Annotated in this window: 6 protein-coding genes; 2 read left to right on the top strand and 4 right to left on the bottom strand. The window is 51.3% G+C overall.

Going from position 1 to position 15791, the window contains the following annotated elements; genetic code table 11:
- Positions 1–47 precede the first annotated feature (47 nt).
- Positions 48–3332: an AAA domain-containing protein gene (locus tag ACKC9G_RS07745; RefSeq protein WP_411404367.1), complete on the top strand. Its 3285-nt coding sequence runs from the start codon at positions 48–50 to the stop codon at positions 3330–3332.
- A 444-nt stretch (positions 3333–3776) separates the two neighbouring features.
- On the opposite strand, the gene ACKC9G_RS07750 is transcribed toward ACKC9G_RS07745, so the two are convergent.
- Entirely contained in the window at positions 3777–4082 is a 306-nt protein-coding gene (locus ACKC9G_RS07750; protein ID WP_411404368.1) for a hypothetical protein, read from the bottom strand.
- A 262-nt stretch (positions 4083–4344) separates the two neighbouring features.
- Here ACKC9G_RS07750 and ACKC9G_RS07755 point away from each other — a divergent pair, with 262 nt between their 5' ends.
- Positions 4345–8718, top strand: coding sequence for a hypothetical protein (locus ACKC9G_RS07755; RefSeq protein ID WP_411404369.1), 4374 nt, complete (start codon positions 4345–4347; stop codon positions 8716–8718).
- Between the two features lie 613 nt (positions 8719–9331).
- Here ACKC9G_RS07755 and ACKC9G_RS07760 read toward each other — a convergent pair.
- Genes ACKC9G_RS07760 through ACKC9G_RS07770 form a run of 3 tightly spaced genes read right to left on the bottom strand, consistent with a single transcriptional unit; the run spans position 9332 to position 15780 of the window.
- Complete coding sequence (locus ACKC9G_RS07760; RefSeq protein WP_411404370.1) at positions 9332–10141, bottom strand: hypothetical protein; 810 nt, start codon at positions 10139–10141, stop codon at positions 9332–9334.
- Positions 10142–10192: 51 nt separating this feature from the next.
- The gene (locus ACKC9G_RS07765) at positions 10193–10648 is read right to left on the bottom strand and encodes an SMI1/KNR4 family protein (protein ID WP_411404371.1); all 456 of its coding nucleotides are present in this window, start codon (positions 10646–10648) and stop codon (positions 10193–10195) included.
- Positions 10645–15780, bottom strand: coding sequence for an RHS repeat-associated core domain-containing protein (locus tag ACKC9G_RS07770; protein ID WP_411404372.1), 5136 nt, complete (start codon positions 15778–15780; stop codon positions 10645–10647). Before ACKC9G_RS07770 ends, ACKC9G_RS07765 begins: the two co-directional genes overlap by 4 nt.
- Between the last annotated feature and the right edge of the window lie 11 nt (positions 15781–15791).

Genomic DNA, 15791 nt, shown 5'->3' on the forward strand with positions numbered 1-15791 from the left:
GCCAGGAAGATGGAAAGAACAAGATTGGCTATCGCAAGGGAAGAGTTTTGACTAATCAAGAGAACATTGTCCGCTATTGGCATGCCGTTGAGTTGTTGCAGCCGCAATCGGCTCCCAAGTTGAAGAGACGCAGCAGTCCCTACGGCGCGTTCATTCATAACACGCCCATTGGGAATCCTATCCTGCCTTGGTCAACAGCGAGTTTGGTTGCAAAGCAACACTTGCCCAAGCGGCGCGTCTGGAGCCACACGCTCTTTGCCCATCTCTATGACAGTCGGCGTGTTGCTGAACAGCTCAAGGAGATTTATGGCGCTGATCAGTGTTATCGAGAGCCGCAGTACCGAGAATCGGCGCTGTTTGCTGCGAAATTTACTATGGCCGGCCTGTTTATCGATGACAGCTTCGTCCTCTCCAGCGAAGCATGGTTTCTGGGGCGGGTGTTGACGGAGCGGGATTGGACAAGTGGTTTCGAAGACGATCAAAGAGCCATCGGCGATCGGGCGAAAGAGCTGTTCGAGGGGCAGGTATCCGGCGAGGCGCTACGTGAGCTGACCCGCTGGATTCTCCAATATATCGGAGTAGCGGGTTTCTTTGGCGACATGGATGGCAAGATGTTTCGCTTCCGCTCCCAGCCCGTCAATCCCAACAAGCCAGAATCGGAAGACGATCCGCTCAATAGCTTCCTGCTCGACGATCTTGCCGCCGTCGCCAGCAGCATCGGTAACGACGGGAAAAGCGAGCCACTGGATCACTATCTGCGCCAACACGATACTCGGCAGCGTCTGCATGTAGACGATGACCGCGCATCGCTGTCGCTGATCGACCGCCTGATGCCCGACGCCTATGCCATGAGCTGCTGGCCTTCGGAGCGGCATCTGGGACTGGTGCATTCCCAACAACTAGCCGTTAATACGATCCTGGCCACGCTTGGCAATGCCCAAGGGCTGTTAGGTATCAACGGCCCCCCTGGCACAGGCAAGACGACACTGCTGCGCGACTTGATTGCCGCCATTGTGACCGGCCGGGCCGATGCGCTCTCCAAGCTGCGCCGCGCCTCCGATGGGTTCGTCAGTAACGGGTGCGAAGCGGCCAACGATGGCGGCAAGAAACAGGCTTGCTTCAAACTCAATCCAGCTCTGTATGGCTTCGAGATCGTCGTGGCGTCGTCCAATAATGGCGCGGTGGAAAACGTCACGCTCGAATTACCCCAGCGCGACAAGATCGACGAGAGCTGGCTGCCCGAGGCGGAGTATTTTGCCGAGCTGGGCGAATTGGTAAGTGGGAAACCTGCGTGGGGATTGATTTCCGGTGCGCTGGGCAGCAAGGCGCGGCGAACCAAGTTCGTGGAGCGCTACTTCTATGGTCAGCGCCCGTTCGGCAGCGACGACAAGGCGGACTCTGAAGCCGAAGATGAGACCGAGTTAGACGATGAATTTGGTGACGTTTTGAACGCCTTGTTTTCTACGCCTTCCACGGCGGAAGAAAATCCAGGTACAAACGAGGACCACGCCGAGACACCGGCAGACAAGGAGGAAGGGCCGAAAGGCTTTCTCGGATGGCTCAATGCATGCGCTGAGGTCAACAAGACCCGCTCCCCGAAACAACGCCAAGCGGTGTGGCAGCAAGCCATCGCCGATTACGAGGCCGCCAAAACAGAGGTGCGCAAGGCGCGTGCCGCTGCTAATCGCATCCGCGAACTGATCCAAACCCTCTGCAAGACAAGAAAGCAGGTCGCGGATCAATCTGAAGCACTACGCGCTCTCGAAAAGAAACTAGCCGATGCGGTCAATCAACTCTCTCGCCTGGACGCCGAAGAGAGCCGTCCTGCCAGCATGGCGCTCAAGCACTGCTTGGATGCACTTGAGGAACATCAAGCGCGCAAGCCGGGATTTTGGGCAAAAGTTTTCAGTTTGTGGGGCGCGCAGCGAGACTGGGATGCCAAGCGGAAACGGCTCGAAGGCCAGCACGACTTGGCCAAATCCGAGTTCAGCCGGATAGCACGCCTCACCAAGCAATTGGATGCCTCGCGGGAGAGTCTGGAAAAGCAGACCGCCGATGCGCGACATGGGCTTCAGCGCTTGCGCGATCAATGCCAAGCACACACACAAGATGTCATCGACGTCGCAAGGGACGGCCAAGCCGATCACCTGCTTGCCTGGCTGCAAGACGGCGCTCTCGGTCGCGGCGATGCCATCGAGCTGGCCGAACCTTGGCGTATTGACGGCTGGCGCCAAGCACGCGCTCGCGTCTTCATTCAGGCGCTCAAACTTCACCGGGTGTTCTTTGAGTTGGAAGCATCCCGCATGCGCTCCAACCTGTTCCTTATCAACGGCATGTTGACAGGCACCCGCTACCAAGGCTTTTCGCGTGATGCTATTCGCTCAGCCTGGGCCTCGCTGTTCATGGTCGTGCCGGTATTGAGTAGCACCTTCGCGTCGTTTGCGCGCTCATTCGGTTCGCTGGGAGCCGGCGAGATTGGCTGGCTGCTGGTGGACGAGGCAGGCCAGGCCGCACCCCAAGCAGCGGTCGGCGCGTTATGGCGGTCCCGGCGTGCATTGTTGGTGGGCGATCCCCTGCAACTCAAGCCGATTGTCACCGTCTACGACGCCGTGCTCGAACACATGCGCACGCGCTACCAGGTCGATACCCATTGGCTCCCCAATCGACAATCCGCGCAGACGCTGGCCGATGAAGCTACCCGTTGGGGGCGTATGGCGGGACCGGCCGATGGCAAGACCTGGGTAGGGTTGCCGCTGGTCGTACACCGCCGTTGCGACAAACCCATGCATGCGCTTGCCAACCGCATCGCCTATGACGGAGCGATGGTGTACGGCACGCTTGCCCCGCGCCCCGACAAGGAAACGCCTGCCAGCCTCCCGACAGGTTGGATTCAAGCCAGTGGAGCGTCGCAAGGCAACTGGGTGCCCGCCGAAGGCAAAGCCCTGCAGGAACTGCTTGCACTGCTGCATGAGGATGGTGTTGAGGCTAACGATATTTCGGTCATTACGCCCTTCAAAGCCGTCCAGGAGAATCTCAAGCGCATGCTCCGCAACAAGATGGTGTCCGGCACGATCCATACCATGCAGGGTAAGGAAGCATCCGTCGTCATCATGGTGTTGGGTGGCAATACTGAGGGCTCAGGTGCCCGTGACTGGGCTGTGTCGGAACCGAATCTCTTGAACGTGGCGGCAACACGTGCCAAGCGGCGCTTCTATGTGATTGGTGATAGAAACGACTGGAAGAACCGAGCGTTGTTCTGTGACGTCATGGACTTGCTGCCATTGCAGACAATTCCGGTACGAGAGCAGGAAAAAATGCCATCTCCTCAATAGTACCTTTAAACTCCATAACACTGCATTGGGGTAGTAATACCCAGTGCAATTTCAATATTTAATGTGACAGGGTCAATATCATAAACTTTTGGAAATTGTATTTAAATGCTTAGACTATAGATTGAAATCTAGGGAGCTTCGGTAGAATGCAAGGATGCTTAACTATCTTACGAAGAAAAAATGAGAGAATCGTAGTAAGGCTTAAGAGTGGAGAAGAGATAGTAATTGGTATCTCGGAGATTAAGGGTAAGACGTCTGTGCAGTTATCTATCGAGGCCCACGAAAGATTGCAATTGGAAGACCCAAAGCCATCACTCAACAGCCTCGTACACATAATGACCCGATTGATCACTTACCTATGGTAGTCGACTAGCAACAAGTGAATCTATTAGTCTGGTGAGCACTTACAATATCTAGCTCGGTCAATATCATAGAGATATCAGATCAAGAGTAATTGAACTGATGCTTCATAAAAAAGTTTAGGAGACAATCTCGTCCTAACGCTTTTTCTTCGATCTGATTCCATAGCTTCGGTAAATAGGTTTGAAGAACTTTCGCATGTGACTGATGATTTTTATCGGCACAATCTCCATCAGCCGCTTTGAGCCAGTCCGTAGGCGTTAAAAGGACCAGTAACGGGAGAAAGTATTCTGGGATAGCTTTCCGAATGCTCTCTTCACTACCGCTAGCAACATAAATTGTCACGCCTTCACCCGTCGCAAAATAACGAACAACACCTACATAGAACATTCTAGCTCCTAACACACCATGCTTAGCTACAGCTCACTTCAGGAAAGCACGTAGTCCATTGAAAATATTGATTTTTCTGTCTGGATTCAGAGAGTCATCAAGTGAAGTCTAGATTTTTTAGTTTTCAGGGCACTACTGCCTGAGCCAAGCCCGCAGGATGTAAAGATAGCATTTTGACACTTTCGGCGTGAGCTTGAGATCACTCAGATGGATTACCGCTCACGCCGCTGATACTGTCTCTTAAAGTGTATAGGGGGCTCATGTGAACAGCGACCAGTACGTTTCTTTGTCACGACGATTTATTGAAATCCAATCGACCGACTTTGACAATGAGCCGGATAGCATTTGGGCTTCTCTCGCAAGTCGCGATACGGGTAAAACGTGGGAAGAAATTATGGAGAACGATATTTCCGTTCTCCTTGGCACTGCCGGATCTGGCAAAACAACGGAAATTCGTGAGCATGTAAAACGCCTCGTTGGCGAGGGTCAGGACGCATTCCTGATGCGCTTGGAGGCGCTCCAAGACGGAAATTTGGAGGATTCATTTGACTTCGAATTGGATGACCAGCGCGACCGGTTTGTAAAATGGAAACGGACTGGAAAAGGTGGGTATCTGTTTTTTGACGCGCTCGACGAGGCGCGCCTGCCGTCTTCGCGCAATGAGAGTGCGCTAGAAAAAGCCCTAAACATTGTCTCACGTGAAGTTGGGCGACGACGGGGGCCTCTACAGGTTCTAGTCACTAGTCGCCCAAGCGAATGGCTTGGCGAGGTCGATATAAGACGCCTAACTCGTTTCATAAAACAGACACGAGATGCCAAACAGGATGTGGGAAGAGGCGATCCTACACATAAGATTTATCGCCTAGCGCCGCTGACGAATGGGGACATTGAGAAACTTGCGATTTCTCGTGGCTTAAAGTCCACAGACTTCATGAACGCTGTGAACGCACATCTTTCCATGGCCCTAATCCAGCAACCGCTAGACGCGAGCCTATTCTTAGATGTTTGGGAAAAGGCTATTGTTGAAGGCCGCTCCCCCGATGACGTCTTCAAATCAAGACTTCAAGTCATGGGCGATTTGGTTGCGTGGCGGCTTGTCGGGCGATCTGAGAATAAAGATCGCTTGAACATAGACATTCACCGGGCAAGCAAAGCCGCAGCAAAACTTGCAGCCTTCGTGGTTTTATCAGGTAAACAGGATTTTTCTGCGCTGCCGTTGGCTGCAGGGGATGCCACGAATGCAGCGAAGATTCTGTCTACAGATGTGGAAGCTTGGACACAAACAGAGGTTCGCCAGTTGCTCGCCAGCGGGCTGTTTCAGCCATCTGTTGGGGGTCGCATCCGGTACGCCCATCGGGAAATACGGGACTTCCTCGCGGCCAAGCATTTCGACGAAAGCTTGCGAGCAAGAGCACATTCGGAAGAAACAATCGCGCCACTTTTTGCCGAGGGTCTAGGGCGTCGGACGATCCCACAGTCAACAGAGCACGTTATGGGCTGGTTGGCGGCCTTGAACAGTTCCGCCAAGGCGCTTGTGGCGAATGTGAGGCCAGCGCTGCTTATCGAGACTGGGGACCCAAAATCACTATCTGTAGGCGATAAGGAAATCGCGCTGCGCCATCAAGCGCGCCTCTACGATGAACTTCGCTTCAGAGGCGAGTGGTTTTATCAAGATGATGTCAAGCGCTTCACACACCCTGACCTATGGCCTGTAGTCGATGAACTTCTAGACAAATCTGGTTCTCCCGAGTTGACCGACTTTTTGATCGAGGTTGCTAGATTTGGTCAAATGAAGCCGCTTGCGCCCAAACTGGCGGGCTTCGTCAAAAATTCAGGAATTGGCTATCGTAGCAAAGCGGAATCGTGTGCTGCCCTCGATGAAATTGGAGATGAGTCATTTCGCCCCGATGTGCTGTCAGAAGCTCTGTCAACCATGCCGCCGGACGTCGAGGATTCGGATTCTGCTCCCGACTGGAATATGTTCCTGCTGAAGGCATTGAAGTACAGTTTTAGCGAAGTCACCTTACTCGACGGAATTGCGGTTCTTTCACAAGTTCGCCGAGAGCGCTCCAACTATTCGTCCGCAACGGCCCGGTACTTGATCGAAATACTCGAAGGCCTGCCTAGACACCAAAAGCAGACTTGGCTGCCAATATTGCTGCGATTTACGTTTACTGGCCGTTCCGAGGAACGGTACCGAATGCCCAAGGCATCAGCCCGCTACAGAAATTTTTTGCCTGCTATCATCTATCTGGCGTCGGAACTGGTGCTTGAGAAGGATTTGCCCCCTGACGACGATGACTTGCTTGATGCCATTGAAATGGCGATGGGCAAGAATGATAGGATAGATGTATTCGGTCGCAAGGCACCGACGCAGCGACTGGCCGACGGCCTACGGACACGTCCCGACGTCAAACAGGCTCTGGTTCAGCGAAGAGTGGATCTTTTCTCTGATCGCGTTCAGAAGAGTCGAGTCCCTTTCGGGGTGATCTACCCCCTAGAATTTGATGAAAAAGAGGAGCTCGGAGGGGTCTTCGATTACTCCGATGTGTCTCACTACTGCGAGCTTGCTTCAGAAACCACCGATCGGTCCGAGCAGGCATTTCTACTCGACTTAGCCCACACGATACTGCCCAATCTCCGGGGCGCAGATCGTAACAATGCGTTGCGTGTGTTCAGGAGGTATCTGAAGAAATACGGGGACGACGATCAACGGCGGCAGTTCGGCGTCCGCGGTTGGTTCCTTCGAACAAAATTTCGCTTCCAAAATCAATATCGATATGACGCGCAAAGGTGGGTTCGGGAAAAGAAGGAAGCTGTTCAGTCATGGAGAGCCGCTTGGGAAATACGAAGGCTCATCACGAGTAACCGCAAGGCGATTTCCGCTGGTGAGTTCGACAACAGAATTGCCATTTGGCTCTTTAGGCGAGCCCCAAATGACCTTGGAAGTGGAACGATCCGCGCGATCAATGAGGAATATGGGTCGGAAATCGCCCAGCTTTGCAGCGATGGCCTGCGGCAATACTGGAAGACCCATGATACAAGCTACACCGAAGAGCGGACATATCTCGGTCAAATTGGCTTAGCTGGCATCAACTTGGATTACTCAGCTGGGGAGATGCCAAGCGAGGCTACTCTTGCACACAAGGCTTTCCGCTACGCGTTTCACGAGTTGAACGGCTTTCCCGAATGGGTTGGCGAGCTAGCACAAGATTTTCCAAGCCAATTTTGCTCTGAGATCAAAGCTGCGTTGCTGGCAGACTTCAACACTGAGCGAGGCGACGATGACCACCACGTGTCTGATTGCGTGAGTAAAATTGCCTACTCTGATGTCCGAACTAGAAGCCTAGTGGCGCCGATGCTCCTGCGGATGATGATGCGTGAACTTCCAAAGAGCCGCCGCGATAGAACACTCTGTCTAGACATCGTGGCACGCGCCCCTGCTGTCGAGCAGGACCGCCTTTCCAGGTTTCTTGTTTCAGGCTATCGAGCGGCGTTGACCCGGTCTGATTACAGAGAGGCATGGGTTTGGCTTGATGGTCTGATGAATGCAAACTCAAACGCCGCTAGAAGCGTGTCCATCTCGACCTTTGGTAATCTTCAAAGCGCATGGAAGAGGGAGCTATTTCTCGAATACTTGGGGCGCGAGGGAAACAAGCCTTCTCTGAAGGAAGGGTCGGACCCCGTGCGAACTGAGTATAAGCAAGACCCAATTCTTCTAGAGTGGTTGGTTGAGGCATCGTACTTGGCATGGCCTCCTGAGAAAGATGTAAAGCACGAAAGTGTCTATTCTCCGGGGAAAGAGGATCACGCCGAGAGCAACAGAAGAAACTACACCAATTTGTTGGCCGCGTTTCAAACACCCGATGTTGTCAAGGTGTTTGAAAGACTGGCCAAGTCGCAGACGCTTGTGGGCTACCAGGATGATTTTTTATACCAGATCGAACTGATGAAACGAGGGGCCGGAAGAAGGCCCGAATTTTCACCTGATGAAGCAATTCGGTTTCTCAACGATCAGTCCAAGGCTCCCGCGACTGTGGAAGAGTTCAGGAAGCTTTGCCAATCGCACCTAACGACCCTCCTCGAACGGCTGCACACCTCGGACGATGATGAAAGCGCATTCTTCCGGAGAGGCGAAGCGAAGGAAGGCGATTTGAGAAATTGGCTTGCCGCCCGTCTCCGAGACGTGGGGGAGCGCTACTACACGGTCATCAGGGAGCAAGAAGTCGCTGGTGAGAAGCGGCCCGATCTCAGGCTACATTCGAGAGTAGACGCATTGGGGAAGGTGTCAGTTGAGATCAAGCTCGCCGACATGGCGCATTGGAAAGGAGATCAGTTGGTCAACACTCCTGATGAGCAACTCTCAAATCAGTATCTGTTCGAGGCTTCATCTCATACCGGCATATATGTTCTCGTTAATGCGTCACATCCGAGGGAGACGGTGAGAGACAAAAAGACTAAGGCGGTCAAAAGAAGCGCCTTCCAAAAGACTGTTGCTGGCAAAGTGGTGAACTTCGAAGAACTCGTCGTACGAGTGGAAGAGAAGTGTGCAGAAGTAAATGATCGCCTGTCTGACGGTAAGATGGTGGTTGCGGTTACGCGCGACATCTCGGAAAAGCCGTCCGACACTATGTGAGTGGGATTCTATTAGCCAAACGGCCGCGTTGCTGGTCTACCCTTTGAAGGCTGCAATCGCAGAAAATGGCCGCTTTCCTCCCTCCGTGTAGGTCGCGCCGGGCCGGGTGATCCTGGCGGAATGTCCGCTCTCCGTCCTTTGGGTACACTTCAATGACCCTACCCTATCAAGGGGGGTAAAAATTATTTGATGCAATATAAAATAGCCTAGCTCATTGGATGGGGATAATTGAGCCGAGATACTACTATCTCATATGCCCAATACGCTCTGCGCTACCCTTGGAGTCCTGAGTAAATTCTCGCGTCCAATAAGTGTATCTGGTTGCCGGTGAGTCAAGAATAAGATCTATCCTAAGTGGCAGTGTTTCGGGTGGGTCTGGGCACGCTGCTCGGCAGCTATGCCAATACATTCCGAATGGGGACAGACTTACGCACGATAAGAGGCACTGAAACTGAGGCAACTTAAGTACTTTGGGCTTAGGCAGTCTTAAATGGTGTTAATGAAACCTCTCTAGGTGTTTGGTGGGAGTGTCGTACTCTACAGTTAAAATCTCCAAACCCTAGAATGCACTCAGGTTAAGAAGACAAATTCAAATTTAGTAAAACTCATATTTCTAATAAGAACCATAATCATGTAAAGGTAGATTTACCCAAGCATTAGCTAATATGGAAAAATTTTTATCGTTAGCCTGATCTGCCAGCTTAATTATTGCATCTCTGGCATCTAAAAAACTCCAGCCATTTGAATTCAAACTTAACCATGCAGATTGAAGATCTTTTTTTCCTAAGGCATCATAAAAAAAGTCCTTCTGCTTTTCTATTTTAAACCAAGCAGGTGCATTAGAACGATTTCTAATCATATCAAGCTCTTGGGAAGAAAATTCAGTCGTAGAGTACTTATATAAGTCAATGCCATCTAAATCAAAGTCTTCTTCTGAGAAAACGCCTTTCTTATATGGGGAAGCATATATTGCCGGCACTCCATCTTTAAAATACTCAATATTCAATAGTTCGTCTTTACTATCGCCATGCTGGTTATAAATTTCTCTAATAAAACGTATATCAATATTTAATGGGGCTAAGAATTCCTCAATCTCATCAGTAACATCTTCTTCGGAAACTATCTCGTTAAAACACTCTAAGATTATGAACTGCTCGATATTTTTACCAAGCTCTTGTACTTTGTAAGAGTCCTCTGGAGTCTGCTTGGCAAAAAAATCACTCCTGTTTTCAACAAACCAATGCTTCCATAAACCAAAAGTGTTTGGACCATCGACCCAGAAAGGAATCATCGCTGGCAATATATATGGGTCATCGGCACTCTGGTTTACAAAGAAGCCTGGGTGCTCATATTTACCAGATAAGTAATCCATAAATATAGAGCTAAAAACACCTGTTTTCTCGAGGTCTAAATATTTATTCATCTTTAATAGATTTCTTATTTAGATCCTATAGGTAAGATTGCTATGATCCAATCATTCCGCCCTGACAGTCAAGTATTCCTCAAAAAAGCTCTCAAAGTTTTCTGCTATCACTTCATCAATTTTTCTATTAAATAGATCATAATTTACTACTTTACACTCCCCGTTAACTTCGCTACGTGTATCTAAGCACCAACATACCTCATCATCATGGTAATAAATTACTACTAAACCATTAGGCAAGTCGAAGTCCTCTGATGCGCGTAGGGTGTTACCAAGAGTTGTTGACCCACCTGTAGATAGACCGTTATTATCTTCAATCCCTGAGATGTCTTCACCAACAATACCACCACATCCATATGTTTTTAAGAAATCAATATATGAATTTGGGAGGGAGACCTTCATCTCTTTCTGCAATTTTTCTATTTCTGAATCTGAAGCCTTTTCATCCCAGTAGATTTCATTTCCATTGTCTTCCACTTTTTTTATCAAATTTTCAAAATTTTTCATTTTTCGTCCTTAAAGTCTTTTGCTCGTTCTTTCCAATATTCTTTTCTAAATTTATCGTATTTATATTTCAAAGTTGGTGTTCTTCTAAAGCTATTCCCGTCTTCTATTAATCCGTGAAGCTGCCGGTGATATTTTTTATGGGTAGAGCTAGTCAGTTCCACCATAGGTCCTGGCTCTTGACCAAGCACATGATGCAAATTTATTTGTTTTCCATCAGGCCCAATTGGAGCATATCCACCTTCCATTAAGTCTAGATTGCTCCACCCATCAGAAACCTTTTGACGTATACTTTTATCCACACTTGGATCTACCTCATTAGGGATACCTGGGTTAATGTCAGTAGTATTTTTATATACTTTCCTCCCAGCAACTTCACCTGGAACATATTTTTTTGGACAGCGTTGAGTAGACGCAACATCTTTTATAGAGTCTAGACCCAATGGATCAACCCAATTCACTGGATTGGGCACGTACTGGTAGTTATTCAACCCTCCGGCGAGCTTAATCGGGTCGGGGGTTAAGAAGTGGCCGGTACCTGGGTGGTAATAACGATGGCGGTTGTAGTGTAATCCCGTTTCGACATCAAAGTACTGCCCCTGAAAGCGCAGGGGCGTATCAATTTTTTCGATGAGTTTTCGCTGCACATTACCGTAGGCTTTGTACTGCACCGACCAGACCAGATTGCCGTTGGCAGCGGTTATCTCTTGTGGCGTACCGAGGTGATCGAGGTGGTAGTAATACACCTCAGCCTCGTGGCCACGGCCTTCCAGTTGCACCAGTGGTTTATAGGTATCTGGCTCGTACAAGTAACTGCGGAAGTGATACAGCTCGTCGGTTTCCGCGATCAGGCGGTTCGCTTGCCAGTAAAAGTACGTGGTGTAGCCATTCAGGTTCTTACTGATTCGTCGGCCAAAGGCATCGTAGCGATAGGAGGCAACGGTACCATCGGGGAGCGTCGCTTTGATCAGGCGATGCTGACCATCGTACTCATAGCGGGTGTGAAGCTTATGCCCTTTACCACGGTATTCGCTAACGAGGTTGCCGAACCCGTCGTATTCAAGATGCCGATCACCCTGTACCTCAATGCGGTTGCCTGAGATCTTGCTATAAAAGCCTTCTTGCTGGTCTGCCGCATAGCCTGGGGTCAGGTCTTGTTGACCGATCAGATTGCCGGCTTTGTCATGGAGGAAGCGTTCTTCAACCACGCCTCGTACCGCGGTGAGACGATCGAGAGGATCATAGTCGTAATGACGAATCCCTTTACGGCTGTCCTCCAGCGTTTCGAGGTTACCCAGTGCGTTGTAGCCGTAACGGCGGTGTTGCAGCGCTTTGTTACTGCCGGGGTGGAAGAGTTCTTGTTCTGTGAGGCGTCCCTGCTCATCGTAACGATAACCGGTCGTTACTGCCCCTTGAGTCCGGCTGATTTCCTGGCCAGCCTGATAGGTATGGCGAGTGAGAGGATTGCCATTCAGATCAATGCCCGTCAGAACACTGGCGGCACCGTAGTGATAGGAGAGCCGGTTACCATCAGGCAGCTTGATACGGTCCAAGCGCCCGATACCGTCATAACCATAGCGTTGGGTATACGCATTCTGGTGTTCTGCAGTGAGACGCCCAAGTTCATCGTATTCAAAGAATAAGGGCCACTCGCCATCATCGACCTGGGTCAGATTGCCTTCACTGTCATAGTGATAATAAATGCTGCTCTCATCGGGCAGCACTTTCTCAACCAGTCGTCCCATGACGTCACGCTTAAAGACGGTGGTTAAGCTGATCGGTTCTTTATCGCCAGGCAGCGTGGCTGCCACCTCCGTCTTTTCGGTGAGCTTACCGTTCAGGTCATAGTCATACCGGGTTGTACGCCCGGCAAAATCGATCTCTTCCTTAACTAAACCGCTGGGGTGATACGCCAGACGGTAATGCTCGCCTTTCTCATTCTCGATATCGGTCAGGAAAAGACGGTGATCGTCATAACGGAAGCGAAGTGAACTCCCATCCGGGTTAATTTGGCGGGTTACCAGATGCAGGGGTTTGTCGTATTCGTAGTGCGTCGTCTGGCTTTTCTCATCGACAAAACGCGTCACTTTTCCATAAGCGTTATAGGCGTACTGGCGTGTGGCGCCACCCGGCAAGGTCTGGCACGTCAGCTGATCCAGCGCATCGTAGTCAAAGCGGGTAATCGCGCCACGCTCATCCTGTCGAAGGATTTGGCGTCCCTTGGCGTCATAACGATAACGACGCGTGGAGCCTTCGGGCAGGACTTCACCAATCAACTGGCCCTGTGTGTTCCATTCGAGCAGGTGCTGAGCACCATCCGGGTACTGAATCAGGCTTAATTGGCCGTGATCCGTGTATTGATAGTAGGAGATACCGCCCTGGGGGTCGGTTTTCTCAACGATATCGCCCTGAGCATTACGCTTATAAATCCAGGTCTTATCACCCCGATCAACCCGTCGGAGCTGGCCACGTGAGTATTCATAGGTTGTCGTCGAGCCATCCGGTGCTTCAATAGCTTCCAGCGCGCCATTCGTATCATAGTGATAGCGCGTTTCTGCGCCCATCGGGTCAACTTCGCGGACAATATCGCCATTGTCGTTGTAGTCTTTGAGGTGAGTTGCGCCGTCCGGGTCAACCTGCTTAACAAGCTTGGCATTGTGGTCATGCTGGTAGACCAACTCACTGCCATCGCTATAAATAGCTGTTACCTCTCCCGTCGCATCATTCCAGACATAGCGGGTATCTTGCCCCGTGATGTTGCCCCCGTGACGGATTGCACGAGCAAACTTGCCCTGACGTTCCCACTCCCAGAAGAAGCAGGCACCACCGGCCATCAGGCGCTCCTGGATAACGTGATGCTTGTCATAGCGATAACGTTCTTGCTCACCCAGCGCATTTTCTGCCGCAATTAATTGATGCAGGGCGTTGTAGTGATAGCGGATGAGCAGGAAGGACTCGCGTCGAGGCGCCGGGTTCTGATCCGACAGCTCCACTCGACGCTCCAGTACCACTTCATGGAGTAAAGAAACGGTGGGCGTATCGTCCAGTAAGTGTCTTAAGCCCTCGGGACGCTCCTGTTTATGCTCCTGATAGCGGAAGCGCAGCCACTGATGATCTCTGTCCTGCACCGAAGACAAGCGCATCTGATCGTCATAATGGATGGCCAGTCGATTGCCATAGGCATCACTTAGCGCATGCAGATAACCGGTTGCCCCCTCGCCATCTTCCAGTGTGCGGTTATCCAAAATGCGGAAGTGATAAAAGGGCAGCCCCGGCTGGGTCAGAATAATTTCGCCCAGTATGCCTTTGGCTTTTTCCGCCTCAGAGGGTTTCTCTCCGAGGTAAAGCGCCGCACCGGCCAGCGGATTAATAATCGAGGGGCGTGAGAGACTCGGGTGTGGGAAAGAGACTGTCCGGCCTTCATGATCACGCCAATGAATTCGGTCCTGAGCGACCGTCAGTCGGTGGTTGAGTGAGTGACTCCAGCCATATCCCATGCCCAGCTGCTGTTCCACCGCCGTCGTGCGATACATGCGAGACCACACCAACGCCAGAGGCCCTTCGAGCCGTGCATCATTCAAGGTCAGTAGTTCTTCACCCGTCACCATTGAAACAGGGCAACCGTCTGTACAGGTCCCCTTCGCACTTTCAGCAGGCTGATTACCGTCTGTTTTACCGGGCTCATTATGGACAGCCTGATTGTTGTCCGCATGAACACGCGTGTCATGATTTTGCTTTCTGGCCTCAACGGTCGCATCTTGCTGAGGCCACCCCATCTCTTTCTGCCCACCGGTGATGGCTTTAGGAATATCGGCAGGCGGCTCGGCTTTAACGACGTCGGTAGGGCTGGGAGCATGTGAGGCGGGAGAAGACATCGAAGCACGGGGCGGTGGCGGCAGATCATTACCCACCGAGGCGGTTTTACGAAACACCTCGGGATACTGAATCGCCGTTTTTTCCACGGGAATCAGCTCGCCCACACCGAACTCTTTGAGGGTCCGGCTTTTCGGCAGGTGCCCACCCACCATGGAGCGGGACTTTTCAATTAACGAACGTACGGCATTGAGCGCAGGTCCCGTCTTATTGGCCAGACTCTTGGCTTTGACACCATAACGTGCCGCCAAGCCCAATCCGCCGGTCAGAACGACACCAATAACAACATCAATAATGAAGCCGACAATCAGCTTCACCGCCAAACGGGCCAGGACCTGAGGAGGCACCATCCGAATCCAGGTTGCCAGTGCATTGGCATAGAGGAAAAGGAACGCCTCATCCTGAAGAATAGCCAGCGCTTTACCCACGGCTTCATTCGCTGTCTCGATCAGCTTAAGGACATCATCCCAGTCAAACTCCAGTGTGGTTTTGATGAGACGCTTGACCTTTTCAATGCTTTCGCGCGGATGCGTCAAAAAATCCCACAGGGTTTTCAGCATATCCCAGGCCGTTTTGAGCATATCGAGGATATCGTCGACCAGGCCTTCCATGGCCTCAACTGCACCTGCCGCTGCGTTTTTGTCCAGCGCGATGCCCCGCTCAAAGGGCGTCATGGTGCACCATGCCTGCCACTCCGGCTCAAAGCCTTGCCACTGCTCCTCAAGCCAGCTGGTCAACTGTGTCTGAATCTGTCCATAAGAGGCGAACATCGCATCCACGTCAGATTTAGAGACATCAGGGTAGAAGATGATTCGATAGGTTTGATCCGGCTTCAGTCCTGAGAGTTCTTTAGCCCCCTTGTCATCCAAAGTACCAGTGATGGCGGCGCCATCGTCCTCGTAGTCATGGAAGAAACTGCTTACCTTTTTAACCGGCTGAATTTTGAATGGCGTATGCGGTATGGGGATGTAATGACTGGACTGGAACGTGTGCAGTAGCTTCAGCTTGCCGTTTTTAGGACAGGTCGCGTAGATCTCAGGCGCTTTGTGGTCCTGTATATCCTGGCTGACTGTCTGATCACCTACCGCGATGGTCTGATCCATGCGAAGGGCGCTCAAGAAGCTACTGTAAAAGCGGTCTTCTGTCTGCTCGCGGTACCAGCTCAGACCATTCTTGAAACCAGAGATAAGCTGCTGGTGGACATCCTGCGCGGTATAGGGGGGCTGGTCGTCGGCGTACCAGTCGATGCTGTCATCAGACATTATGTCGTCCT

The organism is Pokkaliibacter sp. CJK22405, assembly GCF_046614695.1.
Taxonomy (GTDB): Bacteria; Pseudomonadota; Gammaproteobacteria; order Pseudomonadales; family Balneatricaceae; genus Pokkaliibacter.

Bases quoted from the DNA above. Each gene is read 5' to 3' on its own strand.
- ACKC9G_RS07750 (WP_411404368.1), bottom strand. From the start codon at position 4,082: ATGTTCTATGTAGGTGTTGTTCGTTATTTTGCGACGGGTGAAGGCGTG.
- ACKC9G_RS07760 (WP_411404370.1), bottom strand. From the start codon at position 10,141: ATGAATAAATATTTAGACCTCGAGAAAACAGGTGTTTTTAGCTCTATA.
- ACKC9G_RS07765 (WP_411404371.1), bottom strand. From the start codon at position 10,648: ATGAAAAATTTTGAAAATTTGATAAAAAAAGTGGAAGACAATGGAAAT.
- ACKC9G_RS07770 (WP_411404372.1), bottom strand. From the start codon at position 15,780: ATGTCTGATGACAGCATCGACTGGTACGCCGACGACCAGCCCCCCTAT.